The organism is Corynebacterium sp. HMSC065D07, from assembly GCF_001810695.1.
Taxonomy (GTDB): Bacteria; Actinomycetota; Actinomycetes; order Mycobacteriales; family Mycobacteriaceae; genus Corynebacterium; species Corynebacterium hesseae.
The window spans coordinates 83,533-107,215 of the sequence record NZ_KV802471.1; the positions used below are offsets into that span (position 1 = coordinate 83,533).

Consider the following 23,683-nt stretch of genomic DNA (forward strand, 5'->3'; position numbering starts at 1 on the left):
GTTAAACTGATGACCGTGACTAACCCAAATACAACCCCGCGTCCTGTCCTCGTGGTGGATTTTGGCGCCCAGTACGCGCAGCTCATCGCCCGGCGCGTGCGTGAGGCCAACATCTACTCCGAGGTTGTCCCCAATTCCGCCTCCGTGGAGGACATCAAGGCCAAGAACCCGGCCGCGCTGATCCTCTCCGGTGGCCCGTCCTCCGTATACGCGGACGGCGCCCCCGCACTGAAGCCGGAGCTGCTCGAGCTCGGCATCCCGGTCTTTGGTATCTGCTACGGCTTCCAGTCCATGACCCAAGCCCTGGGCGGCACCGTGGCCTCCACGGGTGCCCGCGAGTACGGCCGCACGGACATGACCGTGTCTGGCGGTGTGCTCCACAAGGGCCTCGAGGATACGCACAAGGTGTGGATGTCCCACGGCGATTCGGTTTCTGAAGCCCCGGAGGGCTTTGAAGTCACCGCCTCTTCCGAGGGCGCTCCCGTGGCCGCCTTCGAGTGCCTGTCCAAGAAGATGGCCGGCGTGCAGTACCACCCGGAAGTTCTTCACTCGCCGCACGGCCAAGAGGTGCTCACGCGCTTCCTGACGGAGGTAGCAGGCCTGGAGCAGAACTGGACTGCTGAGAACATTGCGGAGCGCCTCATTGAGGATGTGCGCGAGCAGATTGGTGAGGACGGCCATGCCATTTGCGCCCTGTCCGGTGGCGTGGATTCCGCCGTGGCCGCGGCCCTGGTGCAGCGCGCTATTGGTGACCGTTTGACCTGTGTCTTCGTCGACCACGGCCTGCTGCGCGCGGGCGAGCGTGAGCAGGTGGAGAAGGATTTCGTGGCGTCGACTGGCGCGAAGCTCATCACCGCTGATGAGCGCGAGGCTTTCCTTTCCAAGCTGGCTGGTGTGACCGAGCCGGAGGCTAAGCGTAAGGCCATCGGTGCGGAGTTCATCCGCTCCTTTGAGCGCGTCGTCGACCAAGCCCTGGACGGCCAGGATGCCGCGTTCCTGGTGCAGGGCACGCTTTACCCGGACGTGGTGGAGTCCGGCGGCGGTGATGGTACCGCGAACATTAAGTCCCACCACAACGTGGGCGGCCTGCCTGACGACGTCGAGTTCGAGCTCGTCGAGCCGCTGCGCCTGCTCTTCAAGGACGAGGTCCGTGCGGTTGGCCGCGAACTGGGCCTGCCGGAAGAAATCGTGGCACGCCAGCCGTTCCCGGGCCCGGGCCTGGGCATCCGCATTATTGGTGAGGTCACCGAGGAGCGCCTGGAGACCCTGCGCCAGGCAGACCTCATCGCGCGTACTGAGCTGACCAACGCTGGCCTGGATGGCGAGATTTGGCAGTGCCCGGTGGTGCTGCTTGCCGACGTCCGCTCGGTCGGCGTCCAAGGCGATGGCCGCACCTACGGACACCCGATCGTCCTGCGCCCGGTATCCTCCGAAGACGCCATGACTGCGGACTGGACCCGCCTGCCGTACGACGTGTTGGAGAAGATTTCCACCCGCATCACCAACGAGGTCAAGGAAGTTAACCGAGTAGTGCTCGACGTGACGTCGAAGCCGCCGGGAACCATTGAGTGGGAGTAAAGCGAAGCAAACTCCCAGACGCTGCGTAGCGCGGCCGTGCCTTGAATTAACAGGGCGCGGCTGCGCTCCCGTTTTCGGCCCCTGGTACCAAGCCCGCGTGGCTTGTCGTTGGCACCGTCTTTGTCGCCACAAGCTCCGACCGAGGCGCGGAGTAGAGCGTTTGTGTTGCCTCGTTGCTGTACAGCTCCGCGAATCGGGCGAGAGCTCTCGCATACCTCTTTAACGCGCGCGCGAGTAGCCGCACGCCGAGCGAAAATTCTCAGCGGGCGGCTGGTGAAAGCGGCTGTTTGTTGCTAAGGCGTCGCAGGCCGGTGAGCCGGCGTCCTACGACCCATCGATCCTGTTGATCCGGCGACCGGTTGGACTTCGACCTGGGGACTCGGGCGACGATTCACGGGCTGGTTGAACTCATGAACTCGGTGGCGGGGTCCGGAGGTTCGCCGGAGTTATGCGGCGGCGCCCCAGGGCTGGAGCCGTCAGCCGGACCGGAACGCGGATCAGGCGGGCCGGATGTTGGCGGATCTGAGGATGCGCGAGCAGTGCCTGGTGCTCGCCCCGGCGCGGAACGCGGCGGGTGGGCCGGGCTTTCGATGGGAATCGGCGGGCCGGCCCACGGCGGCAGGTAGTACACGCGGCCATCGATGCGGTCGAGGTGCCCGCGGCCGGTGGGCTTTTCCGGATCATCGTCGTTGACCGCGTTGTGATACGCGCACAGCGGCACCATATTGGCCATGTTTGTCGGCCCGCCATCTTGGAAGCGGGTGAGGTGATGAATCTGCGAGTCGTCGGCAGGCGCGTTGCACCCGGGCCAGGCGCACGTCGGGTGCTCTGCAGACAGTGCGAGGCGCTGCTTGATGTTGGCGAAACGGCTCGCCATGTAGAGGTTCACGGGGCCGTGGTGGGGGTGGACGAGGGTGATGAGGCCGACGTCGGCAAGCTTTTCGCGCACGAACTCCGCACCGGTCATCGTCGCCCCATTGGTCAACTGCAGCTCAATCTCCTCACCATCGCCATCCACGATGCGGTCCAGCTCATCCAAGCGCACGATGACGTTGGACTGCAGCTTCTGGCCCGAGCCGCCCCCGCCGCGGAACACGGTATGCGCCGCGGTGAGCAAGTCCTTGTCGGTGGTCTTCAACACGGCCAGCAGCTTCGAGATGTTGAGCGAGGAATCCGTAATGCTCAGCGTGTGGTTGCGGCCCGCGCGCCGCGTCACCCGCACGCCTGGGGCGGGGTCCTTGGGCGGGTGCCACTCTTTGAGTTTTGCCTTCGCCACCATGGGGATTTTCTCCCGCGGGGTAGCGGCCAGCAGTTGGCGCAGCTCCCACGCCTTGCGGGCCTTGAGCTTGGAACAATAGCGCTCGATATCGAGGAGCGTGAACACGTCGTGGCCCGTGCGGCGCGCTTTGCGCTGCCGGGAGCGGAACATCGTGTCCCCGAAATACACCGCGTGCAGCCCCAGGAGCTTCTCCGCGAAATCCGGCCGCGCACCCATCTCAATTAGCTGCGCGCGCGTGACACCGGCGCATTGCTCGACCACGTCGAGCCCGCGCGCTAGTGCTTGAATGTAACCCCCCAGTTGCATAGCTCACAGCCTAAACCAGGTTGGGGAACCTCGCTACTTGAGCGCAGAAATCGCAGAGCAGAGCTTATCGACGTCCCCCTCCTCCGTCGACCACGCCGTACAGAACCGCACCACGCGCAGGCCTTCGTGTTCTTCGAAGAACTGGCACACGAAGTCCTGCGCGAGCTTCTCTTCCTGTTCGCGTGTCAACAGCGCGAATTGCTGGTTGGTAGGGGAGTCAAAGAGCATGTCGATGCCTGCGGCGCGGAATGCCTCGGCGATGCGCTGGGCCTGGGCGTTGGCGCGGGCGCAGATGTGTTCGTAGAGGGTGGTTGCTGCTGCGCTATGTGCCTTAGCGTCTGGGGTAGTTGCGCTAGCGTCTGCGTAGGAAGCGTTGGTTCCGGGGAGCACATCGGCGGATTCAGGAGCGGGGGCGCTGAAGAGCGCGGCGAATTGCGCGCCGAGCAACCAGCCCTTGGCCAGCAGGCCGCCGTTTTGCTTCATTGCATTGCGAAAACGCGGCGCGCCCGCAGGGAAGACGATGGCCTCGCCGAAGAGGGCGCCGCATTTGGTGCCGCCGATGGTGAAGACGTCGACAAGCGCGGCCAGGTCCGGCAGCGTGATATCTGAGGCGGAGAGGCCATAGCCGAGGCGGGCGCCGTCGACAAACAGGCCCAGCTCGTACTCATCGCAGACCTCGCGCAGGGCCACGAGTTCGGCGCGGGAGTAGGCGGTGCCGAACTCGGTGGGCTGCGTGATGTAGACCAGTGCGGGTTCTGGCATGTGTTCCTCCACCCCGGAGGCGCGGTATTCCTCCATGCAGGCGCGCACCTGCGCGGCGGTGATCTTTCCCAGCTGGTTCGGCAGCGTGATGACCTTGTGCCCGGTGTGCTCGATAGCTCCCGTCTCATGGGTGGCGATGTGCCCGCTATCCGCCGCGATAACGCCCTCCCAGGGGCGCAGGCGATGGGCGATGATCGTGGCGTTGGCCTGCGTGCCACCGACCATGAAATGCACCTCGGCGTTCGGCGCCTGGCAGGCAGTGCGGATGCGCTCAGCGGCCGTGGCACAGAGCTCGTCGGCGCCATAACCGGTATAAGCCCCGCCCGCCCCTGCGATGGCATCAAGGACGCGGGGGTGGGCGGAGCGATGGTAGTCGTTGCCGAAGTGAATCATGGGTGGCCAGTTTAGCCGGTGACGGTGACTTCGCCGATGCCAGCGTCGATGTGAATGTTCAGCAGCGCGTCAGGGTCCTGGCGTTCGGTGCAGTTGCTCTCACCCAGGCCGTCATCACAGGTCAGCGCGACGGGGATGTCCTTCGGGAGGATGACCTCGACGGCGCCGATGCCGGCGTCGACGGTGACGTCGTGCTTGGTTGTGAGGTCGTGGAGCTGGCTGAAGTCCACCGTCGATTCGCCGATGCCCAGGTCGTAGTAGTCCTCGAGCTCATCTTCATGGGTGGGCGCGATGTCTTGCTCACCGACGTTGAAGCGGGCGCTGAAGCCGGACTCGTCGGCCTCGGAGACGAAGGTGACTCCAAGGAAGGCAATCGTCAGGGCGGCGCCCACGGCACCGAGAGCAATCGCGCCCTCAACCCACTGCGAGCCGCGCTTCTTTGTCGGTTCCTCCCGCGGGCCCGGCTCCGGCAGGTCCCAGGCATCGGGCACCACACCGAGCGGATCCCAGGACGGCGGGGTCGTGCGCCCTGGCGGGAAGGGGTGGCCGTCTGCCGGGGTATAAGGGTTGAGGTTGACAGGTTCCTCGCGCACCGGCTGCTCGGCAGCTAGTAGCCCGCTGGGTGGTAGCGGCTCGCGTTGGTGAAGGGCGTACCACGCCAGCGCTAACAGGCCGAAGGTCAGTGCAGCGGGCGGAAGGCCGGCGAGGAATTGTCCGCTCAAGAACAGTGGGCCGGAGCTAAACGTCAGAAGGACGCCGACAATCAGGATCCAGCCGAGCTCTTGCTCCTCCTTGACGCCATCCTTGCCCAAGGCCGCATCGAGCGGGCAGTAGGGCGATCCGTAGCGCGGCATGAGCGCCCACGCGGCGAGGTAGGCGGCGATGCCCCCGCCGAAAGCGAGTGCTGCGACCACGAAGGCCACGCGCACAATCGTAGGATCGAGCTGGTAGCGCACCGCGATGCCTTCGCAGACACCGGCGAGCTGGGCGTCGCCGCCCTGCTTCTTGGGAAGGCGGACGGGGCGGGTTGTCCACATCTGGTTGAAAGTGCTGTTCTTCGTCATACTTTTATGGTGCCGCGCGGGGCTTCGCGGCGGTATCGGTAATCGCCCTGATTTTTAGACCTCAGGGTTGTCCCCGATGTGCCGGAGGGATGGTGCGTGGGACTATGTCTAGTATGACTTCGCCCTATGTCCCCGCCGAGAACGCGGCGCCTTATCCCGTGATGTCACGCCCCCAATCTGGCCGCGTGGTGGCCGGCGTGGCAGCGGGGTTGGCACAGAATCTGGGGGTTTCGGCGCTCTCCGCGCGCATCGCCTTGACCGCGTTGACCCTGCTGGGTGGGGTGGGGGCGATGGCCTATGCCGGGCTGTGGATCTTCACGCCCGCGCTTGACGACGCCCCCTCCACCCGCCGCAGCCCCCTCTCCCTCGTGCTGGTGTTCCTGGCGCTGGCGGGTAGTGCGGTGGGTGTGTTGGGGGTCTCGGGGGCGTCGCTAAGCGTGGCGGTGCCGTTGGCGGTTGTGGCCATCGGTGCGGTGCTGGCATGGTTGGCGTATGACCGCGGGCTGAACACGCCGGTGGGCCTGGTTGCTGTGGCGGCTGGTGCCGTCTTGGTCATCGGTGGCGTCGTGGTGGCAGCGGTGACGTGGGAGAGCGGATCCGGCTCGGCGATCCTGGCCACGGCGCTGACGCTGGTGGGCTTTGGCGCGCTGGTGGTGCCGCTGGTGCTGAAGCTCTGGCGTTCGCTGTCGCAGGAGCAGGCGGCCAAGGCGGTCTCGGAGGAGCGCGCCGAGATTGCCGCCCGCCTGCACGATTCGGTACTGCAGACGCTGGCGCTGATTCAGAAGCGGGCGGGGGATTCGCGCGAGGTGACGCGTTTGGCGCGCGCCCAAGAACGCGAGCTGCGCGCCTGGCTTTTCGACGCTCCCTCCGCCGCCCCCACCACCTGCTTCGGCGCCCTCGAAGCGGCGTGCGGGGAGGTGGAAGACCTCTTCGACATGCGGGTATCCGCTGTGACGGTGGGTGAGGATGCGGAGCTGACGGAGTCCGCGAAGTTGCTTATTCAGGCGGCGCGCGAGGCTATGGTCAATGTCGGCAAGCACGCGGGCGTGGACGCGGTGGATGTCTACGCGGAGTTGTTGGCGGGCGAGCTGAGTATCTTCGTGCGTGATCGCGGGGTGGGTTTCGACGTGGATGCTATTCCCGCTGATAGGCACGGGATTCGTGACAGTATTCGCGCGCGCGTAGAGGGATCTGGTGGGCGCGTGCGGATTTCCTCGACCCCGGGGGAGGGCACCGAGGTGGAGCTAGCGGTAGCGTTATGAGCATGGTGAAGGTCTTTTTGGTTGATGATCATTCCGTCTTCCGCGCGGGCGTGCGCGCCGAGTTGGCGGCGGCCCCGGAGATTGAGATTGTGGGCGATGCGGGCACCGTCGCGGAAGCACTGGAGGGCATTGCGCGTACCTCGCCGGACGTGGTGCTTCTCGACGTCCACATGCCCGACGGCGGTGGCCTCGCCGTTATTAACGCGACGGCTAACCAGCCTTCGCGGCCGGTGTTTTTGGCGCTGAGCGTGTCGGATGCGGCGGAGGACGTGATTGCGCTGATTCGGGCGGGTGCGCGCGGGTACGTAACGAAGAATATTTCCGGCCCGGATTTGGCGCGCGCGGTCCTGCAGGTCAACAGCGGGGATGCGTATTTCTCGCCGCGCCTGGCAGGCTTTGTCCTTGACGCTTTTGCCTCCGGATCGCCCGCACCGGAGCCGGAGGAGGGGCAAGACCCAGCAGTGGATGCGCTCACGCGCCGCGAGCTGGAGGTTTTGCGGTTGCTTGCGCGCGGCTATACGTACCGCGAGATTGGCAAGCAGCTGTTCATTTCAGTGAAAACGGTGGAGACGCACGCCTCCAATATTTTGCGCAAGACCCAGCAGTCCAACCGCCATCAGCTCACGCGCTGGGCCACCTCGCGCGACCTGGCTTAAGGCGCAGCCTAGGCAGGGGGAGCGTAGGCGAGCTTGCGGGAGCCGTCGACGTGGGGAAAGAGCAGGAAGGCCGCGCCCGCGACGAGCACCCACACCAGCGCGCTGCCCCAGGCAGGGAGCGCGAGGAGCGGGGAGAGCATAACCATCAACCACAGCACCATGAGGGGAATAAGCTGTGCGGCGTTGGGCAGCATGGTGACGTTGTGGCGCTGGGCATAATCGCGCAGGTCCGCGCGGTAGGGGTGCAGGAATACGAGCGCGCAGGCGGCGATGAGGAGGAGCAGGCTGAGCCCCATGGCGAGCCCGAAGTGGATGCGGCTGGTACCTGCTGCCACGGCGGCACCAGCCAGCAGCGAGGCGCCGAGGCGTACCCACGGCGGAGTGGGGATTGGGGTGGTGTGCGCGCGGAGGGGATTCATGGCGCCTAACGCTACCAGCGCAATTGCGCGTGTCCGGGGAGAGGTTCATAATAGGAGCCATGAATCAAACAGGTGTTCGCGTAGCGGGCGGCTCACGGGCCGACCAGATTGCGGTTCTACGCGCCCAGATTCAACGCCTGGAAACCCCGGATGATTCGGTGCAGGTGCAGCCGGATGCGGAACTTCTTGGCGTCCCTGAAAAGTTATCTGAGCTGCTCCCGGGTGGTGGTCTGCCGCGTAAACGGGCAACCGCCTGCGCGGAATGCGCCGCGCTCGTGGTGGAGCTGATAACTCATGTTAGCGCGGTGGGCGGACACGTCGGGGTAGTGGGCTGGCCGGATCTATCACTCGCACAAGTGGCCGAGGATGGTGATGTCTCCCGGGTCATCACGGTGCCCGACCCGGGCGCGGAGCCCTGGGCGGTAACTAGCGTGCTGTGTGAGGGGCTGGACCTCGTCGTGCACAAGGGGACAGGTGCGCTGAGTCCCACCCGGGCGCGCCCCGTGCTGGCGAAGGTGCGGGCAGGGCAGGCGGCCCTGCTCACCGTGGGGACCCGGCTGCCGGGCACGGCCGTGGAGATCGGTGCGGAGGTCGTCGCGGTGCATGGCCTGGGCCGGGGCAGCGGGCGGATTCGGGGGGTTGATATAGGGGTGCGGGTGGCGTCGGCAAGCATGCGCCCGCGGCGTGGAGTGCTCACGTGCGGGCAGCGACCAGACACGCGCCCGCACTTGGAGGCAGTGTGAGGGTCGCGGCGCTGTGGTTCCCGGATTGGCCCATCCAGGCGCTGCAGGATGCCGAGAGGGCGGCGTGTGTCATCGCCGCCCAGCACCGCGTGGCGGTGTGCAACGCGGCGGCGCGCCGGGCGGGAGTGCGCCGCGGGATGCGCGTGCGCCAAGCCCAAGCCGTCCTGCCGGAGCTGCGCGTGGAGGAGGCCAACCCGGACCGGGACGGGGTGGTGTTCGCGGAGATTGCCGCGGGCCTGGACGCGGTGGCTTCGTCGGTGGAGGTGCTGCGCCCTGGGCTGGTCATCGTGGACGCGGGCGCGGCCGGGCGTTTCCACGGCAGTGAGGCAAAGGCGGTGGAGATGCTTGTCGACGCCACCTCCAGATCCCACCTCGACGCCACCGTCGGCGTCGCGGACGAGATTGCTACCGCGCTGATTGCCGCCCGCCACCGCAACCTGGGCGCGGTGGTGCCGGTAGGAGGGTCGCGCGACTTTCTGGCTAAGCAGCCGGTAGGAGTATTGGCCGCGGAAGTGGCGCTGGGCTGTGCGGCGGACGTGGTTCATTCTTTAGAGCAGCTGGGTGTGCGCACCTTAGGGGAGCTGGCGAGCCTGCCGCTGCGCCAAGTCACCACCCGTTTCGGTGAGGCCGGGCGGCGGTGCCACGCGGTGGCCGCGGCTGCGCCGGATCGGCGCGTGGCACCGGAACTCGCGCGCCCTGACCTGGGCGTGGAGCAGGGCTTCGAGGAGCCCTTGGAGCGCGTGGATGCCGCGGCCTTCGCCGCGCGTCAGCTGGCGGCTCGCCTCCACGCGGCTCTCGAGGAGGCCGGCGTGGTGTGCCTGCGCCTGCGCGTTGCCGCGGAGTTTGAGGGCGGTGAGCGCCTGGAGCGGATCTGGCGTACCCAGGAAGCGCTCAGCGAGGCCGCCACGGCGGATCGTGTGCGCTGGCAGCTCGACGGCTGGCTGAGTACTGCGCGGGCTGGGAGTGCGCCGGGTGAGGGAGGGGGCATCGCCAAGCTGGCGTTGGAACCGGTGGAGGTCGCCCCGCCGGGGGACGGGCTTTTGTGGGGCGCGGGTGAATCCGCTGAGCAGGCTAAGCGTGTCATCGCGCGCGTGCAATCCCAGCTGGGGGTGGATCGCGTGCTGCAACCCCGCCCGGCGGCCGGGCGGGGGGTGGCCGAGCGCATCGAGTACGTCCCTTATGGCGAGCAGCGCGACCCGCAGCCGGAGGGCACGTGGCCGGGGCGCATCCCGGCGCCGCTTCCGGCGAGCCTGGCGCACCCGGCTGCGCGGATTCGGCTTATCGACGTCTCCTCGAAGGACATCATCGTCACCGCCGAGGCCCTCCTTTCCGGGGCTCCAGCAGGTCTGGGGTGGGGCCAGCACCGCTACCGGGTGACTGGGTGGGCCGGCCCGTGGCCCGTGGATACCGGGTGGTGGGAGGCGGGTGCGGCGCAGCGCTGCGCGCGTCTGCAAGTCGTCGGGGAAAACGACAAAGGCCAGCGCGCCTGGTTGCTGGTGTGGGCAGGCGGGCGCTGGTCGGTGGAGGCAACCTATGCCTGAACGGCTTAGTTCAAGATGTCGATGACCAGGCGCGTCGGCGCCCTGAGCACCTGGACCGAATACGGGTGGCGTTCATTAAGCCCGATAACGAACTGCGAGCGGGCCTCGAAGGTGCCGCTGCTGACCACCTGGGTAACCAGCCCGCCGGCGCCCTTTACAGTGCCGATGTTCGGGTCTTCCATGTTGAGCTGGAAGGGGTAGGCGGTGCCGTCGATGCTGACGTCGAGCGCGGCGGAGCCTTCATAAGCAATCGGGTTGCCGGAGCCTTGCTGGGCGGGGGAATCGGTGTAATCGATGAACCAGCCCGGCGAACCATCCCCGACAAACTCGAAGACTACGCGGTCAAAGCCCTCGTGTTTACCCACGCGGACATCGGTCACCACCAGCTCCGAGGGGGCCGGTGGGCGGAGGGTTTTCATCTCCAGGTTGGCGTCCCCCAGCGGGGTTAGGCCAGCGGGCGCGGCGGGGGAGGGCGCAGTGGGAGTGACGGTAGCGGTGGAAGTGGAGGCGCCGGACAGGGTGGCGTCGAGAGTCTTCGTGGGGTCGCCGGTACTACCATCCGGGGAGGAAGACGGAGCGCATCCCTGAAGCACGAGCGCACCCGAGACAACGAGTGCGGCCACGGGGGCGGCTGTGCGCAAGAGATTGTGTTTCGGCATAATTCCGAGCGTAGCGGCACCGCAGGGAATTATATGCATCGAGCTAAGCATCGTAACCACATTGTTGTGAAGGAAGTGATGCCAGTTAAGATGGCGCCATGACCTTCTGCTCCGACGTCCAGGTTGAGCCCCTGGCTGGTACCGCTAAACAAGAATCTGTGTACGTCCTTTTCGAGTGGCCCACGGCGTGGTCGCGCGACGTGCTCGATGGCCGTACCTTCGGCCCGGGCCTCACCGAGAAGCTCAAGGCCAAGCTCAAAGGCGTGGCGGGCCTGCAACTCATTCGCCGCCCCGGGCGCGCCGGGCATGAACGGGGGGCGGGGCACTTCCGCTGTTTCGTCGTGTGGGCACGCGAGGGGTTGGTACAGGATTATGTCCTCAACGGCCCGGAGGACATCCTCGATTTGGATCTGGAGCACCCCACTGGCACGTGCCTGCCGCTGGTGCTCGTGTGCACCCACGCCAAGCGCGATGCCTGCTGTGCAATCAAGGGCCGCCCGCTTGCCGCCTCCCTGGCGTGCGAATTTGAGGAGACCGTGTGGGAAACCTCTCACACCAAGGGGCACCGTTTCGCGCCGTCAGTGCTGTTGATGCCCTGGGGATATTCCTTTGGCCGCCTCAACGTGGAGGCCGGTCGCGAGCTCGTGGGCAAGGCCTTGCACGGCGAGTATTTTTATCCCGCCAACAGAGGTTCCGGTCTTCACACTCCCCAAGGCCAGGTAGCGGAGCTCGCGGTAGCCCGCCAGCTTCTCGACGCCTCCGAGACCCTCCACTACGGCGACCTCACCGTCGACGCGACAGATACCGCAGCGGCAGGTACTGCCGCTGTGCGACACCGCGACGGCCGCGCATGGGACGTGGAGCTGGAAGAAAAAGAGGCCTCCGGCGTCGTCTCTTCTTGTGGAGACGAGCCGAAGACCTCTCGAATCTACGTCGCGCGTCGCGTCGCGCGACGCGGTTAGCGGCGCATAATCTTGGCCGAAAGCCAGTTGCCAAAGAACTGCGCTGCCTGCACCAGCACGATGATGATGAGGGTAGCCACCACGGTGACCTCCCACTCGAAGGCGCGGTAACCGTAGACGATGGCGAAGTCACCCAAGCCACCGCCGCCGACGTAGCCCGCCATCGCGGACATGTCGACGATGCCGATGAACAGGAAGGTGTAGCCCAGCACCAGCGGGCCCAGCGCTTCCGGAATGATGACCGTGGTGATGATCTTCCACGGCGAAGCGCCCATCGCGCGGGCCGCCTCGACCACACCCGGATCCAGCGCCACGAGGTTCTGCTCCACGATGCGCGCCACCGCGAAGGTAGCCGCAATCACCATGACGAACGTGGCCGGTTCACGGCCGATGGAGCTTCCCAGCACCGCCACGGTCAGCGGCTGGACAAAAGCCAGCAGGATGATGAACGGGATCGGGCGAATGAAGTTCACCAGAATGTTGATGACGAAGTGGATGGGCTTGTTCTGCAGGATGCCGCCCGGGCGCGTGGTGTAGAGCAGGATGCCCAGCACGAGGCCGATGATGCCCGCAAGCACCAGGGTCGTGGCGACCATGATGAGGGTGTCCTTGATGGCGTCGACAAGCGTACTGCCCAGTCGGTCCCAATTAGCCTGCGCGAGGTAGGTGACGTTCATCGTTGGATCTCCTCAATCTCGGTGGTGCGTTGCATGTGTGCGTAGAAGTCTTCGATGGCGGCGTCCGGGCCGTTGAGGCGGACGGTGATCTTGCCAAAGGAGTGCTTCTGCAAGGTGGTGATGCCACCGTGGACCACGGCAATAGACACGTCCTTGTCCGCGAGCTTGCCGGCGGCGTCGAAGAAGCCCGACTTTTCCGTCAGGTTGATGGTGAACAGGCGGCCCTCGTGGGCCAGCAGGTCATCGGCCTCAACGACGTCCGGGGTATTGCGCAGCGAGGTGGCCACGAACTTCTCCGCCACCTTGGTCTGCGGATTGGAAAAGACCTCATAGACGCTGCCGGCCTCGATGACGTGGCCGTTTTCCATGACGGCTACCTTGTCGGCGATGGAGCGCACGACGTCCATCTCGTGGGTGATGACCACGATGGTGATGCCGAGGTCGCGGTTGACCTTGCGCAGCAGGTCGAGCACCTCGTGGGTGGTGGTGGGGTCGAGGGCCGAGGTGGCTTCATCCGCCAGCAGCAGGGAAGGGTTATTAGCCAGGGCGCGGGCGATGCCGACGCGCTGCTTCTGGCCGCCGGAGAGCTGCTCCGGGTAGTTATCGCCCTTGTCCGCCAGACCGACGAACTCCAGCAACTCCTGGACGCGCTGCTTACGCTCTTGCTTCTCGACGCCCTGCAGCTTCAGCGGGTACTCAATGTTGCCCGCCGCGGTGCGGGAGGACATGAGGTTGAACTGCTGGAAGATCATGCCGATGTTGCGGCGGATGCCGCGCAGCTTGGACTCGGGCAGGGGGACGACATCGGTGCCGTCGAGAAGCAGCTGCCCTGAGGTCGGCTTATCGAGGCCGTTGATCATGCGCACCAGCGTGGACTTGCCCGCGCCGGAGAAGCCGATGATGCCGATGATCTCGCCGGGCTCGACGGTCAGGGAGACATTATCGAGTGCGGTGGTGGTGGTTTTCTTGTTCTTAAAGACTTTGGTGATGTTGCGGAATTCAATCCGGGTGCCCTGGCGGGCGCCAGTGTGTTCAGTCACGTGGTTTTCCTTTGTACGTGTCCGTGTAGTGAATAAGCAGGGAGTAACGGGCAAAATCCCCCGGGTCACGCAAACGAGCGTGAGCGCGGGGGTGAGGGAGATTCGCTTAGCTAGAGGAGGCTTCCTCTTCCAAGCGCTCCAGAATCTCCTGAAGCTCTGCCTGTGGTTTGTCCACGAAGATGGTGGTGCCACCCGTGGTGTCTTGCACCGCGGCCTTCACCTCATCGGAGAGGTAAAGTTCAGCCAGCTTCTTGACCTTCTCATTGTCCTTGTCCTTTTCCTGCACAGCCCACACGTTGACGTAGGGGTCGAACAGGATCTCCGGGTCGGCGTTGGGGTTTTCCGGGTCGTCGTAAAGCACGGCGTCGGCCGGGTTGATACCCGCACGCTTGAAGAAGGAGTTAGTGATGATGGCAGGCTTGCCTTCGCCGAAGGCGGACGGAGTCTGGGAGGCATCGACCGGGGTGATGGTCACCTTGGAAGCGGACTCGTCGATATCGGCGGGATCCGGGGTGAGCTTGCCCTCTTCCTTGAGCTTCAGCAAACCGTTGGCTGCCAGCAGGTTGATGGCGCGGCCCTGGTTCGTGGCGTCATTCGGAATGGCGATGTCCTGCCCCTCGATGCCGTCGATGCTGTCGTGGCCCTTCCAGAACAGAGGCATGGGGTAGACCTGCGTAGAGGCCACCGGGACAAGGTTTGTGCCGTTGCCCACGTTGTACTCGGCGAGGAACTTTAAGTGTTGGAACTTGTTGGTGTCCGTGCTCCCCTCAGCCAATGACTGGTTGGGGGTGGCGTAGTCGGTAAAGCTCTTCATCTCGAACTCGATGCCTTCCTTGGCAGCGAGCTCTTTGAGCACGCCCCACTCCGGAAGCTCGGCGTCGGTGGTGCCGATGATGATGGGATCCTCGGCGGTACCAGCGGCGAAATCGGAGCTTGCAGACGAGCAAGCGACCAAGCTGGTAGCGGCAGCGAGGCTAGCTACAGCGGCTGCTACGAGACGGCGGATGCGCATGATTCGTCCTTTGCTAGTTAGTCAGTGAAGGCTGCTTAAACCTGCTCCTCGAGGCGGTCCAGAATCTCCTGGAGCTCCTCCTGGGAGCGGTCCACAGCCACGGCGGTGTCGCCGGAGGACTTCAGGACCGCGTCGGTGACCTTCTGGTCCTTCCACAGCTTGGCCAGCTCGTGGAGGGTTTCGTTATCGGCGTCGTCGGCACGCACGGCCCAGACGTTGATGTAAGGCTCGGCCTCGGTGGAGTCCGGGTCATCCTGAGCAACGGCAGACTGCGGGTCAATGCCGGCGCGCTCGAGGAAGGAGTTGTTGATAATGGCAGGCTTGCCCTCACCGTAGGCGGCCGGGGTCTGGGCGGCGTCCACCGGGGTGACCTTGACCTTGGACTTCTTCTCATCGATGTCCAGCGGGGTCGGGGTCAGCGGGCTGCCCTCCTTGAGGGTGACCAGGCCTTCCTGGACCAACAGGCCGATGGCGCGGCCCTGGTTGGTGGAGTCGTTCGGGATGGCGACTTCCTGGCCCTCGACGTCACCGAGGTCCTTGTGGTCCTTCCAGTAGATGGCCAGCGGGTAGATCTCGGTAGCTGCCAGCGGGACGAGGTCGGTGCCGTTGCCCTTGTTGTATTCAGCCAGGAACTTCAGGTGCTGGAACTTGTTGGTCGTCAGCTTGCCCTGGTCCAGAGCCTGGTTCGGGGTGTTGTAGTCGGCGAAGTTTTCCAGCTTGACGTCGAAGCCGGCCTCCTTGGCCAGGTCCTGGAATACGGCCCACTCTTCCATGTTGGCGTCGGTGGTGCCGATGGTGATGGTGGAGTCCTTGGTAATGGCCTCACCGGAGTTCTCGGACTCGGCGGAGTCCGAGGAGCAAGCGACCAGGCCGGTTGCAGCGATGACGGCTGCCGAGGTGGCAGCAAGTACGCGACGGATGCTCATAGTGGGTTCCTAGTGTCCCTTCTTGGTTTGTGCGGCAAGTCGTATCACCGCAGGAGTATGCACTGCACGAAAAACTAGCAACGATTGAACCGCTTTGTCTATCCGAGTATTTGTTCAACGAAAACCTTGACTGGAATACATGTTCGAATATAGTGTGTGGGGCTATGAGATTCAATGGGGGTGAGGCACTGCCGTGGTCCCGGGTGGAGAGGATTCTCTCTGGCCGCCCAGGGCCCGTCCCGGTGCCGGTGGACCACCTTCCGGGGGCGGCAGAGGAGCCGAAGGCTGGGCATTCCGCCGTGCCCTTCGTGGAGCTGCATGCGGTGAGCTCGTATAGCTTCCTTCATGGTGCCTCCGAGCCGGAGGAGCTCGTGGCGCGCGCCGTCGAGCTGGGCCTGCGGGGGATTGCGCTGGTAGATAGGGATGGATTCTATGGCCTCATGAAATTTGCGGAGGCTGCTGCCAAGGTGGGGCTGCCCGCCGTCTTTGGTGCGGAGCTCAGTCTGGATCCGGCCCCGCTGACGGTCTTGGCGCGCACCCCGGAGGGCTATCGGCGCCTGTCTCGGCTCATCGCCCGCGCCCACATGGAGGCGGGGGAGAAGGGGGCCGTGTCCTATCCTCCCTTGGCGCAGATTGCCGAGCAGCTGCAGGATGAATGCCTGTTCCTGGTGGGCTGGGAGTGGGCGGAGCATTTCGATCTTCTGGTCGATGGAATAAAAATAGACAGCATGGTTCTGGAGTATGCCTGTACCCAGCTCCCGGAGGACACGGACCACCACCTACTGCTGGATTCCTTGCCGGTTTCGCGCGCCATCGCTTCTACCCGCCCAGCTGCCGCCACGCAGCAACACGCGCGGCTGGCCGGCGCGAAAGAAGCCTTGTCTAGACGCCTCGCGCTTGCCGACGCCTCCCCCAACTCCCACCCCATGGGCTCGTCCTGGCTGCGCTCCGGGGAACAGATGGCGCAGCTGTTTCCGGAGCGCCCCGAGCTCATCGCGGAAACCGTCCGCGTCCTTGAGGAATGCAGCTTCACCTGGGAGGCGCTGGCCCCAAACCTGCCTGATTTCGACGTGCCGGAAGGCCATACCGAGATGTCCTGGCTAGAACACCTCACCTTCGAGCGCGCGGCAGCGCGCTATGCCACGCGGCCTAAGGAGATTCGGGAGCGGGCGTGGGAGCAGATGCGGTATGAGCTGGGCGTCGTTAAGCAGCTGGGCTTTCCCGGCTACTTCCTCATCGTGTGTGATCTCGTGGACTTTTGTAAACGGGAGAATATCCTGTGCCAGGGGCGCGGCTCGGCGGCGAATTCGGCGGTGTGCTTCGCGCTGGGGATTACGAATGCGGAGCCGATTTCCGCGGGCCTGCTCTTTGAGCGCTTCCTCTCCCCGGACCGCGATGGCCCGCCGGATATTGACATCGATATTGAATCGGGGCGGCGCGAGGAAGTTATTCAGTACGTCTATGCCAAGCACGGCCGCGAGCGCGCCGCGCAGGTGGCCAACGTGATTACGTACCGCCGCAAAGGCGCGCTGCGGGATGCCGCCCGCGCGTTGGGCTACCCGCAGGGTTCGGCCGATGCCTGGTCGAAGGGGATCGCGCCCGCGCCTTCGGACGTTGAATCCTTGGCCGAGCAGTTTATAGGGCAGCCGCGCCACCTGGGCATTCACTCCGGCGGCATGGTGCTGTGCGACCGGCCAATTGCGGATGTCGTGCCCGTGGAATGGGCGCGCATGGAAAACCGCTCGGTGCTGCAGTGGGATAAGGATGATTGTGCCGCGGCCGGGCTGGTGAAGTTCGACCTGCTGGGCCTGGGCATGCTCGAAGCCCTGCATCACATGATGGATTTGGTGGAGGAAAGCGCCGGCAGGGTGGTCAACCTGTGGGAGTTGGACCTGGCTGACCCGGAAGTCTACGACATGCTCTGCCGCGCGGATGCGGTGGGCGTGTTCCAGGTGGAATCGCGCGCGCAGCTGAGCACGCTGCCAAGGCTCAAGCCGCGGGTCTTCTTCGACCTCGTGGTGGAGGTCGCGCTCATCCGCCCGGGCCCCATTCAAGGCGGCTCAGTGCATCCTTACCTGCGTCGCCGCGATGGCAAGGAGCCGGTGACCTATGACCACCCGGTGTTGGAGAAGTCCCTGGGCAAGACGCTGGGGATTCCGCTCTTTCAGGAGCAGCTCATGCAGATTGCGGTCGATGCCGCTGGGTTCAGCGGCGCGGAGGCGGATGACTTGCGGCGCGCGATGGGCTCGAAGCGCTCGCCAGCCAAGATGGCGGCGCTCAAGCAGCGCTTTTATGAGGGCTTGGAAAAGACCAACGGGATCGTTGGGGAAGTGGCGGACAAGTTGTGGGCCAAGATCGTGGCCTTCGCCGCCTACGGATTCCCGGAGTCCCACTCGCAGTCTTTCGCCTCCTTGGTGTACTTTTCGGCGTGGTTTAAGCGCTATTACCCGGCGCAGTTTTGCGTGGGCCTGTTGCGCGCGCAGCCGATGGGTTTCTACTCACCGCAGTCCCTCATCCAGGATGCGCGCCGCCACGGCGTGGAGGTGTTGCCGGTCAGCGTCAACGAGTCGGGCCGCGAGGCGCGCGTGGTGGTGGGCGCGGACGGTCAAGCGCGCATCCGCCTGGGGCTTAACCTCATCAAGGGGTTGGGGGATAAGGCCGCCGACCGCATTGAGGCGGCTGCGCCGTTTGGCGACGTCCCCGATCTCTCCCGCCGCGCCGACCTCACCGTCGATCACGTGGAGGCCCTCGCGGTGGCGGGGGCCTTGGATGTCTTTGGGGTGGACCGCCGCCAGGCATTGTGGCAGGCGGGCGTGGCCGCAACGGAACGGGCGGGGATGCTGCCGGGGCTGTCTGCGATTGAGGCGCCGTCCTTGCCGGGCATGAGCGCTTTCGAGCTCATGGCGGCGGACGTGGCCAGCACCGGCGTGACCCACGACCAGCAGCCGATGGAGCAGGTTCGTGGGGAATTGCAGGCCCGCGGCATCCTATCGGCGGCGGATTTGCCGGGCGTGGAGGATGGCACCCGCGTGCGCATCGCCGGGGTGGTCACGCACCGCCAGCGACCACAGACCGCGGCCGGTGTGGTCTTCTTCGGCCTAGAGGATGAGACCGGGCTGATGAACGTGATGGTTACGCCCGGCCTGTGGGCCTGGGATAAAGTCACCGCGCGGACGGCGCCCGCGCTCATCGTGCGCGGCATCGTGCAGAATGCCTCCGGGGCGGTCACCGTTGCCGCGGACCAGCTGGAGCCGCTGGCCTTCGGCGAGGCCCTTTCGCGCGGCTCGCGGGATTTCCGCTAAGAGGTTTATTCTTTTGAGATGAGCTCGTCGCGGTTCATCTTTCCCGCCAGGGAACGGGCCACCGAGAACGGCACCCACACCATGAGCAGCAGGATGATCTTGAGGTAGAGCTGGGACACGAACACGCCGTCCATGATGGGCATGGTTCGGGCACCCCAGGCGATAAGGCCAGTCACTGGCAGCAAGATGACGAGTGCTGCGAGGGAGAACTTGAGGCCGTCGTCGCGGGCTTCGACGTGCTGCTGCATTTGGTACTCATCAAGTTCCGTTCCGGGTAGGTCTGCCGCGTTGATAGTGGTGCGCAGGCGAGCGGTCATCAACGCGCACAGCAAAGTTCCAAGGGCGGCCACCATGAGTGAGGTAAAGGCGCTCCAGAACTGCAGGGGGATGGACGCGATGATGAGAGCGGTGGACAGGTCGGTCAGGGTGATGTAGCGCTTGCGGGTCTTAACGGAATCGGGAATGGTGACGGCGGACATGAGCGAGTTAGTCCTTTCGGTAGATTTCGGAGGACATGGGAGTGAATTCGGTCCGGGAGAACACGGCTTCCACAGGCAAGTCAAAGACCTCACAGATATTGAAGGCGAGATCCAGGCTGGGGGAGTGGTCGCCGCGCTCGAGGGCGCCGATGGTTTGGGGGTTGACCCCGATGGCGTCGGCAAGCTGTGCGCGCGTCATGTCCCGTTCAGCGCGGAGCACGCGGACCCGGTTAAATAGTGGGCGGGTTGGCTTTTTCTTTGGGGACATGCACCACAGTGTTGTATAAACCCAACAACTTGTCAAGGGTTCGTGTTAGTGTGTTGGCATGAACCCCGTATCCCCGTCACTCACGAAAGCCCGCTACATCACGAATTTGAGCTGGGACATTATCCTCGCCGCCCTCGCTGCCGCCGCAGCGTATTTCTGGTGGGATTGGCTCTATTGGGTCGCCGGCACGTTTCTCGTGTGGGCGCTCTACGAACTGTGGCTCATCCCCGCACAGGTCAAAAACTTAGGCTGGCAGGAAACCGCCGACGAACTACTGGTCACCCGCGGAAAAATCTGGCACACCTTCACCGTCGTGCCCTACGGCCGCATCCAGTTCGTCGACGTCACCGCCGGCCCCGTCGAGCGGGCGATGGGGCTGAAAAAGGTGAAGCTGCACACGGCGTCGCCCAGCAGTGACGCCACCATCCCTGGCCTCCTTGCTGCCGACGCCGACGCCCTGCGCGAGCGCCTCGCCGTCAAGGCCCGCGAGAGGATGAGTGGGCTGTGAAGGACCGCGCGCTTATCGACGCCGACGGCTACACCCGCGTCCACCGCCTCACCCCGCTGCTGCGTTTTTGGTCGCTGATTCTGGCGCTGGTGGCCGTTCTCGCGGTGAACGTCAACGCCTCCATGGTGTCGGATGTCCTGTCCTACGTGCAGGGTGGACACTTGGGCGAGGTCGGCCGCGGCACCCTGCTGGGCATCGGTGCCTTCGTGCTGGTGTGCACGGTGATTTGGCTCGTCTCCGGAATTTGGTGGCGCAAGCTCGGCTACAAGCTCACCGAGGATGAAATCGCGCTGCGCCACGGCGTCATCTCAACGTCCTTCCGTTCCGCGCGCTACGAGCGTATCCAGGCGGTGGATGTCGTGGAATCCATCATCGCGCGCCTATTGGGCTTGGCCGCAGTCCGTGTGGAGACCGCGGGCGGCACCTCCTCCGTCATCAAAATCGAGTACCTGACCAAGGCGACAGCGGAGGAGCTGCGCGCGGAGCTGCTGCGGCGCACAAATAAGGGGTCTGCCAGTGAGCCAGCGCCGGAAACCCCCGCCGCCTTGATCCCGGAGATTCCCATCCTGCGCACGATTGCCGCTGAGGCTTTGCGCCTGCCCACGTTGGTTACCGCACTCGTCATCGGCGGCCTGCTCTTCCTCCCCGGGATGTGGACCGCGCTGCTGCCCATCATCGTGGGCTTCGTGGGGCGGGTGTGGAGTCTGGTGGATTCCTCGTGGACGTTCACCGCGCTTCACGACGCCCCCGCCAACGCCCTCAACGTCTCCTACGGTCTTGCCGACCGCCGCCGCCAAACCATCCGCATCAGTCGCATCCACGGCGTGCGGGTGAGCCAGCCTTTCCTGTGGAGGCGCTTCGGCTGGTACGAGGTGCACGTCTCGGTGGCCGGGTATGGCGCGAAGGGCGGCGGCAAGCAATCTGGTTCTACGCGCATCCTGCCGGTGGGCACCCGGGAGCAGGCGCTGGAGTTGCTAGCCCTCATCTCCGATCTAGACCGCGCGCAGATTGAGGACTATGCGCGCCCCGAAGGCCACACCCAGCCCACCTATACCTCCCCGCGCCGGGCCACCTGGGTCAGTCCCGTCGACCGTAAGCAGCAGTCGGTGACGCTGGTGGAATCGCCTCAGCCGGTGACCATCGTGCATCGCGGCCGCATCAACCGCCGCGTCATGGTGATTGGCACCCCGCACATCCAAGAGCTCACTCTCAAGGTGGGGCCGTTGGGTCACCTCGCGGGTGTGCGCACCGTGCGCTTCGACCTTGTGGCGGGCCCAGTCAAGATGGCCGGCCAGGACCTCACGCCTGCCGACGCCTCCGAACTCCTCACCCGTTTGCGCTCCCGCCGCCTCCCCGCCCTCGAGTCTGCGCCTGCTCCTAGCGGCGGCGACGAAGCTTAAGCAGCACCGGTCCGCGGGTGCTGCTGGGGCCGGCACACGCCGAGGCCGCCGAACAGGACCCGCATCCGCCCGCGGGGCAGGAGCCGAGCGGCTCCATATCGAGCACTCCGCTGGCAGTGAGGTGATCCAGAATCACATCGACCGTGCCGGGCTCCAGCCCGGTCTGCGCCGCGATGGCTACGCGCGAGCGCACACCGGATTCGATGGCTTGCTGCACGGCGTGAATGGGCGAGGCAGGCACTAGATAAACACCCTCAGAATCTGGAAGGCCGCCACTGCCAGCACCCACGCGGTGGCCAGCTGAATGCCGAAACCGAAGAGCGTCCAGCGCCAGCCAATCTCGCGGCGCTGCGCGGCAATCGTGGCCACGCAGGGTGTGTAGGCCAGCAGGAAGAGCATGTAGGCCCACACCGCGGCGAGGGGATGGCCACCGGAGGCGCGGTCGAAATCTTGACGCACGTGGTCACTGAGCGCGCTGTGGGATTGTTCCTCGGCGGAGGCGTCGGTGACGTCGTCGACGGCGTAGGTCTGCGCCCACGTCGAAATCAGCGCCTCCTTGGCCACGAAACCCGTCACCAGCGGGCCCGCCAGGGACCACGAATCGAAGCCAGCCGGGGCAAAGGCCGGGGCAATGGTGCGCGAGACCGCGCCGTAGGCGGAATCCTCCGGTGCTGGTGGCTCGCCCAAGGTGGTCTCGTGCACCGCGGCCCCAACCGGGATGGCCATGAGCAGCCACACCACGACCACGGTGCTCACGATGATGCCACCGGCGGTCTGCAGGAAGCCCTTCAAGCGCGTCCACATCACGCTCAGCGCTAGGCGCACGGTGGGCAGCTGGTACGTCGGCAAGTCAATAACCAGCGCTTCCTCAGGCACCGCGCGCCACAGCGTCTTGCGCAGCGCCAAGCCAACGAGCACGAGCAGCGCGATGGAAATGACGTACATGATGAACACCACGCTGCCGGCATGCTCTGGGAAGAACGTGGCCGAAAGCATGACGAAGACCACCAAGCGTGCCGAGCACGAGGTAAACGGGATGAGCAGCGCCGTCATAATGCGATGCCGCGGGCTTCCCAGCACGCGCGTGGCCGAGATCGCCGGCACGTTACAGCCAAAGCCCACCACGATGGGGATGAAGGCCTTGCCCGGCAGGCCGATGGCCCGCATAAGACGATCCGTGACCACCGCCGCGCGCGCCATGTAGCCGGAATCCTCCAGCACCGCCAAGCACAAGAACATCAGCGCCATGAGCGGGGCAAAGGTGAGGACCATGCCGACGCCGCCGATGAGGCCGTCGACAAGCAAGCCCGTAACGAGGGGATGACCTAAGCCGATGGCTTCAAGCCCCGCCCGTGCCCAATCGCTCAAGGGGCCGGAGACCAACGCCTCCAGGCCATCCTGGAGGGGAGCGGCCACCGTGGTGGTGATCTGGAAGACCAGCCACATCACGGCCAAGAACAGCAGTGGCCCCACGACCGGGTGAAGGGCTACCGCATCGAGGCGGTGGGAGAGTGGCGTGGCATGCTCGACCTCGCTCACCGAGGCCTTCGCCGCCGCATCCAGCTCCGCGAAGCGGCCCTCCAGGCCGGTGTCCTCGCGCAGCTGCACCGGGTGGTGCGCCAAAGACTCCACGACGACCTCGCGCAGCTTCTCGACGCCCTCTCGCTTACGCCCATCAACCTCCACCACCGGGATGGAGGTGGCCTCGGTGAGTGCAGCAGCGTCAACCACTTGACCCTGGTTGAGCGCCACGTCGGTCTTCGTCAGCGCGATGATGAGGCGATAGGGCTGCTCCGCCAACTGGAGGGCCACGTTGAGGCCGCGCGCGACGGCGCTGGCATCGACGACCACGACGACGGCGTCGGGGCGCTCATCATCGGGGCAATCGATGAGCATGGCGCGGGTGAGCGCCTCATCGGGGCTGAGCGGATCGAGCGAGTAGGTGCCGGGGAAGTCGATGAGATCGGCGGTGGATTCACCCAGCTTCCACGCACCGCGGCTGACCTCAACGGTGGTTCCCGGCCAATTGCCGGTCTGCGCCTTCGCGCCGGTCAGGGCATTAAAGAGTGTGGACTTGCCGGAATTCGGGGAGCCGACGAGCGCGATGATGGGTGCTCCGGCAGGGGCTAGCGCGCCGCCCGGATCGCCGTGGCAGCTGGGTTTCGTGGTGGCCATGGTTTAGACCTCGATGGCTTGCAGTGTTGCCTTGTCGATGGCGTAGCGGCAGCTGCCCACCGAGACAACGCGGGCGCCGCCGGCCACGCGCGGGCCCATGGTCAGCGTGGCGCCGGGGCGGATGCCCAGCTCGCCGAGGCGCACCGCTAAAGCGGCGTCGCAGGTGCAGGAAATGCACTCGTTTCCCAAGGTGATGGTGCATCCCATGGGGATGGCGTCGGCGGTTTGCCGTGGGCACCCAGACAACTTCACGGTGAGCTCTCTTCCTCTAA

General features: G+C 65.3%; 23 protein-coding genes. 9 read left to right on the top strand and 14 right to left on the bottom strand.

Translation table 11 applies throughout. The features are described 5' to 3' along the window. The first annotated feature begins 9 nt into the window (after positions 1-9). Entirely contained in the window at positions 10-1,578 is a 1,569-nt protein-coding gene (gene guaA, locus HMPREF2760_RS09495; RefSeq protein ID WP_070521516.1) for a glutamine-hydrolyzing GMP synthase, read from the top strand. 391 nt (positions 1,579-1,969) lie between these two features. Here guaA and HMPREF2760_RS09500 read toward each other — a convergent pair whose 3' ends face one another. From HMPREF2760_RS09500 to HMPREF2760_RS09510, 3 genes are read right to left on the bottom strand one after another with little or no spacing between them, the layout of a single operon-like run. After that, complete coding sequence (locus HMPREF2760_RS09500) at positions 1,970-3,163, bottom strand: HNH endonuclease signature motif containing protein (protein WP_070521513.1); 1,194 nt, start codon at positions 3,161-3,163, stop codon at positions 1,970-1,972. A 33-nt stretch (positions 3,164-3,196) separates the two neighbouring features. Beyond that, on the bottom strand, positions 3,197-4,318 hold the full coding sequence (locus tag HMPREF2760_RS09505; protein ID WP_070521511.1) for a threonine aldolase family protein: 1,122 nt from the start codon (positions 4,316-4,318) through the stop codon (positions 3,197-3,199). A gap of 11 nt (positions 4,319-4,329) precedes the next feature. Next, positions 4,330-5,382, bottom strand: a complete 1,053-nt coding sequence (locus tag HMPREF2760_RS09510; RefSeq protein ID WP_070564975.1) for a PspC domain-containing protein — start codon at positions 5,380-5,382, stop codon at positions 4,330-4,332. A 113-nt stretch (positions 5,383-5,495) separates the two neighbouring features. Here HMPREF2760_RS09510 and HMPREF2760_RS09515 point away from each other — a divergent pair, with 113 nt between their 5' ends. Together HMPREF2760_RS09515 and HMPREF2760_RS09520 are read left to right on the top strand one after the other, a co-directional pair. Continuing rightward, positions 5,496-6,644: an ATP-binding protein gene (locus tag HMPREF2760_RS09515; RefSeq protein WP_210386358.1), complete on the top strand. Its 1,149-nt coding sequence runs from the start codon at positions 5,496-5,498 to the stop codon at positions 6,642-6,644. Between the two features lie 2 nt (positions 6,645-6,646). Then, entirely contained in the window at positions 6,647-7,300 is a 654-nt protein-coding gene (locus HMPREF2760_RS09520) for a response regulator (RefSeq protein WP_070521502.1), read from the top strand. Between the two features lie 8 nt (positions 7,301-7,308). Here HMPREF2760_RS09520 and HMPREF2760_RS09525 read toward each other — a convergent pair whose 3' ends face one another. Continuing rightward, complete coding sequence (locus tag HMPREF2760_RS09525) at positions 7,309-7,719, bottom strand: hypothetical protein (RefSeq protein WP_070521499.1); 411 nt, start codon at positions 7,717-7,719, stop codon at positions 7,309-7,311. Positions 7,720-7,778: 59 nt separating this feature from the next. Here HMPREF2760_RS09525 and HMPREF2760_RS09530 point away from each other — a divergent pair, with 59 nt between their 5' ends. Together HMPREF2760_RS09530 and HMPREF2760_RS09535 are read left to right on the top strand one after the other, a co-directional pair. Beyond that, on the top strand, positions 7,779-8,462 hold the full coding sequence (locus HMPREF2760_RS09530; protein WP_070521496.1) for a hypothetical protein: 684 nt from the start codon (positions 7,779-7,781) through the stop codon (positions 8,460-8,462). Further along, complete coding sequence (locus HMPREF2760_RS09535) at positions 8,459-10,003, top strand: DNA polymerase Y family protein (RefSeq protein WP_070563800.1); 1,545 nt, start codon at positions 8,459-8,461, stop codon at positions 10,001-10,003. Before HMPREF2760_RS09530 ends, HMPREF2760_RS09535 begins: the two co-directional genes overlap by 4 nt. A gap of 5 nt (positions 10,004-10,008) precedes the next feature. On the opposite strand, the gene HMPREF2760_RS09540 is transcribed toward HMPREF2760_RS09535, so the two are convergent. Then, entirely contained in the window at positions 10,009-10,662 is a 654-nt protein-coding gene (locus HMPREF2760_RS09540) for an AMIN-like domain-containing (lipo)protein (protein ID WP_070563803.1), read from the bottom strand. A 98-nt stretch (positions 10,663-10,760) separates the two neighbouring features. Between HMPREF2760_RS09540 and HMPREF2760_RS09545 the strand changes: the two genes are divergently transcribed. Next, a complete protein-coding gene (locus tag HMPREF2760_RS09545; RefSeq protein ID WP_070597138.1) occupies positions 10,761-11,624 on the top strand; it encodes a sucrase ferredoxin in 864 nt (287 codons plus the stop codon). Here HMPREF2760_RS09545 and HMPREF2760_RS09550 read toward each other — a convergent pair. From HMPREF2760_RS09550 to HMPREF2760_RS09565, 4 genes are all read right to left on the bottom strand, one after another. Next, complete coding sequence (locus HMPREF2760_RS09550) at positions 11,621-12,301, bottom strand: methionine ABC transporter permease (protein ID WP_070597139.1); 681 nt, start codon at positions 12,299-12,301, stop codon at positions 11,621-11,623. The two genes, HMPREF2760_RS09545 and HMPREF2760_RS09550, sit on opposite strands and share 4 nt — an antisense overlap. Further along, the gene (locus HMPREF2760_RS09555) at positions 12,298-13,341 is read right to left on the bottom strand and encodes a methionine ABC transporter ATP-binding protein (protein WP_070597140.1); all 1,044 of its coding nucleotides are present in this window, start codon (positions 13,339-13,341) and stop codon (positions 12,298-12,300) included. Before HMPREF2760_RS09555 ends, HMPREF2760_RS09550 begins: the two co-directional genes overlap by 4 nt. 106 nt (positions 13,342-13,447) lie before the next feature. Further along, complete coding sequence (locus HMPREF2760_RS09560; RefSeq protein WP_070597141.1) at positions 13,448-14,353, bottom strand: MetQ/NlpA family ABC transporter substrate-binding protein; 906 nt, start codon at positions 14,351-14,353, stop codon at positions 13,448-13,450. 35 nt (positions 14,354-14,388) lie between these two features. Beyond that, positions 14,389-15,279, bottom strand: a complete 891-nt coding sequence (locus tag HMPREF2760_RS09565) for a MetQ/NlpA family ABC transporter substrate-binding protein (RefSeq protein ID WP_070597142.1) — start codon at positions 15,277-15,279, stop codon at positions 14,389-14,391. Between the two features lie 164 nt (positions 15,280-15,443). Here HMPREF2760_RS09565 and HMPREF2760_RS09570 point away from each other — a divergent pair, with 164 nt between their 5' ends. Continuing rightward, on the top strand, positions 15,444-18,581 hold the full coding sequence (locus tag HMPREF2760_RS09570) for an error-prone DNA polymerase (RefSeq protein ID WP_070597143.1): 3,138 nt from the start codon (positions 15,444-15,446) through the stop codon (positions 18,579-18,581). Positions 18,582-18,586: 5 nt separating this feature from the next. On the opposite strand, the gene HMPREF2760_RS09575 is transcribed toward HMPREF2760_RS09570, so the two are convergent. Then, positions 18,587-19,060 (bottom strand): hypothetical protein, encoded by a 474-nt coding sequence (locus HMPREF2760_RS09575; RefSeq protein ID WP_070597144.1) that lies wholly within the window; start codon positions 19,058-19,060, stop codon positions 18,587-18,589. 7 nt (positions 19,061-19,067) lie between these two features. Then, entirely contained in the window at positions 19,068-19,328 is a 261-nt protein-coding gene (locus tag HMPREF2760_RS09580) for a helix-turn-helix transcriptional regulator (RefSeq protein WP_070597145.1), read from the bottom strand. A 58-nt stretch (positions 19,329-19,386) separates the two neighbouring features. Between HMPREF2760_RS09580 and HMPREF2760_RS09585 the strand changes: the two genes are divergently transcribed. Continuing rightward, positions 19,387-19,836, top strand: coding sequence for a PH domain-containing protein (locus HMPREF2760_RS09585; RefSeq protein ID WP_070530705.1), 450 nt, complete (start codon positions 19,387-19,389; stop codon positions 19,834-19,836). After that, a complete protein-coding gene (locus HMPREF2760_RS09590; RefSeq protein WP_070597146.1) occupies positions 19,833-21,236 on the top strand; it encodes a PH domain-containing protein in 1,404 nt (467 codons plus the stop codon). The genes HMPREF2760_RS09585 and HMPREF2760_RS09590 overlap by 4 nt, the downstream gene beginning before the upstream one ends. Here the strand turns inward: HMPREF2760_RS09590 and HMPREF2760_RS09595 are convergent. Genes HMPREF2760_RS09595 through HMPREF2760_RS09605 form a run of 3 tightly spaced genes read right to left on the bottom strand, consistent with a single transcriptional unit; the run spans position 21,214 to position 23,663 of the window. Then, the gene (locus HMPREF2760_RS09595; protein WP_070597147.1) at positions 21,214-21,477 is read right to left on the bottom strand and encodes a FeoC-like transcriptional regulator; all 264 of its coding nucleotides are present in this window, start codon (positions 21,475-21,477) and stop codon (positions 21,214-21,216) included. The genes HMPREF2760_RS09590 and HMPREF2760_RS09595 overlap by 23 nt on opposite strands. Continuing rightward, the gene (gene feoB / locus HMPREF2760_RS09600; protein ID WP_070597148.1) at positions 21,477-23,411 is read right to left on the bottom strand and encodes a ferrous iron transport protein B; all 1,935 of its coding nucleotides are present in this window, start codon (positions 23,409-23,411) and stop codon (positions 21,477-21,479) included. Before feoB ends, HMPREF2760_RS09595 begins: the two co-directional genes overlap by 1 nt. A 3-nt stretch (positions 23,412-23,414) precedes the next feature. After that, positions 23,415-23,663 carry a FeoA family protein gene (locus HMPREF2760_RS09605; protein WP_070521454.1) on the bottom strand — a complete coding sequence of 83 codons (249 nt, stop codon included), beginning with the start codon at positions 23,661-23,663 and terminating at the stop codon, positions 23,415-23,417. Positions 23,664-23,683 lie beyond the last annotated feature (20 nt).

Coding starts and splice junctions, on each gene's coding strand:
- feoB (WP_070597148.1), bottom strand. CDS start 23,411: ATGGCCACCACGAAACCCAGCTGCCACGGCGATCCGGGCGGCGCGCTA.
- HMPREF2760_RS09540 (WP_070563803.1), bottom strand. CDS start 10,662: ATGCCGAAACACAATCTCTTGCGCACAGCCGCCCCCGTGGCCGCACTC.
- HMPREF2760_RS09560 (WP_070597141.1), bottom strand. CDS start 14,353: ATGCGCATCCGCCGTCTCGTAGCAGCCGCTGTAGCTAGCCTCGCTGCC.
- HMPREF2760_RS09530 (WP_070521496.1), top strand. CDS start 7,779: ATGAATCAAACAGGTGTTCGCGTAGCGGGCGGCTCACGGGCCGACCAG.
- guaA (WP_070521516.1), top strand. CDS start 10: ATGACCGTGACTAACCCAAATACAACCCCGCGTCCTGTCCTCGTGGTG.
- HMPREF2760_RS09515 (WP_210386358.1), top strand. CDS start 5,496: ATGACTTCGCCCTATGTCCCCGCCGAGAACGCGGCGCCTTATCCCGTG.
- HMPREF2760_RS09575 (WP_070597144.1), bottom strand. CDS start 19,060: ATGTCCGCCGTCACCATTCCCGATTCCGTTAAGACCCGCAAGCGCTAC.
- HMPREF2760_RS09570 (WP_070597143.1), top strand. CDS start 15,444: ATGAGATTCAATGGGGGTGAGGCACTGCCGTGGTCCCGGGTGGAGAGG.
- HMPREF2760_RS09510 (WP_070564975.1), bottom strand. CDS start 5,382: ATGACGAAGAACAGCACTTTCAACCAGATGTGGACAACCCGCCCCGTC.
- HMPREF2760_RS09505 (WP_070521511.1), bottom strand. CDS start 4,318: ATGATTCACTTCGGCAACGACTACCATCGCTCCGCCCACCCCCGCGTC.
- HMPREF2760_RS09580 (WP_070597145.1), bottom strand. CDS start 19,328: ATGTCCCCAAAGAAAAAGCCAACCCGCCCACTATTTAACCGGGTCCGC.
- HMPREF2760_RS09520 (WP_070521502.1), top strand. CDS start 6,647: ATGGTGAAGGTCTTTTTGGTTGATGATCATTCCGTCTTCCGCGCGGGC.
- HMPREF2760_RS09525 (WP_070521499.1), bottom strand. CDS start 7,719: ATGAATCCCCTCCGCGCGCACACCACCCCAATCCCCACTCCGCCGTGG.
- HMPREF2760_RS09550 (WP_070597139.1), bottom strand. CDS start 12,301: ATGAACGTCACCTACCTCGCGCAGGCTAATTGGGACCGACTGGGCAGT.
- HMPREF2760_RS09585 (WP_070530705.1), top strand. CDS start 19,387: ATGAACCCCGTATCCCCGTCACTCACGAAAGCCCGCTACATCACGAAT.
- HMPREF2760_RS09545 (WP_070597138.1), top strand. CDS start 10,761: ATGACCTTCTGCTCCGACGTCCAGGTTGAGCCCCTGGCTGGTACCGCT.
- HMPREF2760_RS09565 (WP_070597142.1), bottom strand. CDS start 15,279: ATGAGCATCCGTCGCGTACTTGCTGCCACCTCGGCAGCCGTCATCGCT.
- HMPREF2760_RS09500 (WP_070521513.1), bottom strand. CDS start 3,163: ATGCAACTGGGGGGTTACATTCAAGCACTAGCGCGCGGGCTCGACGTG.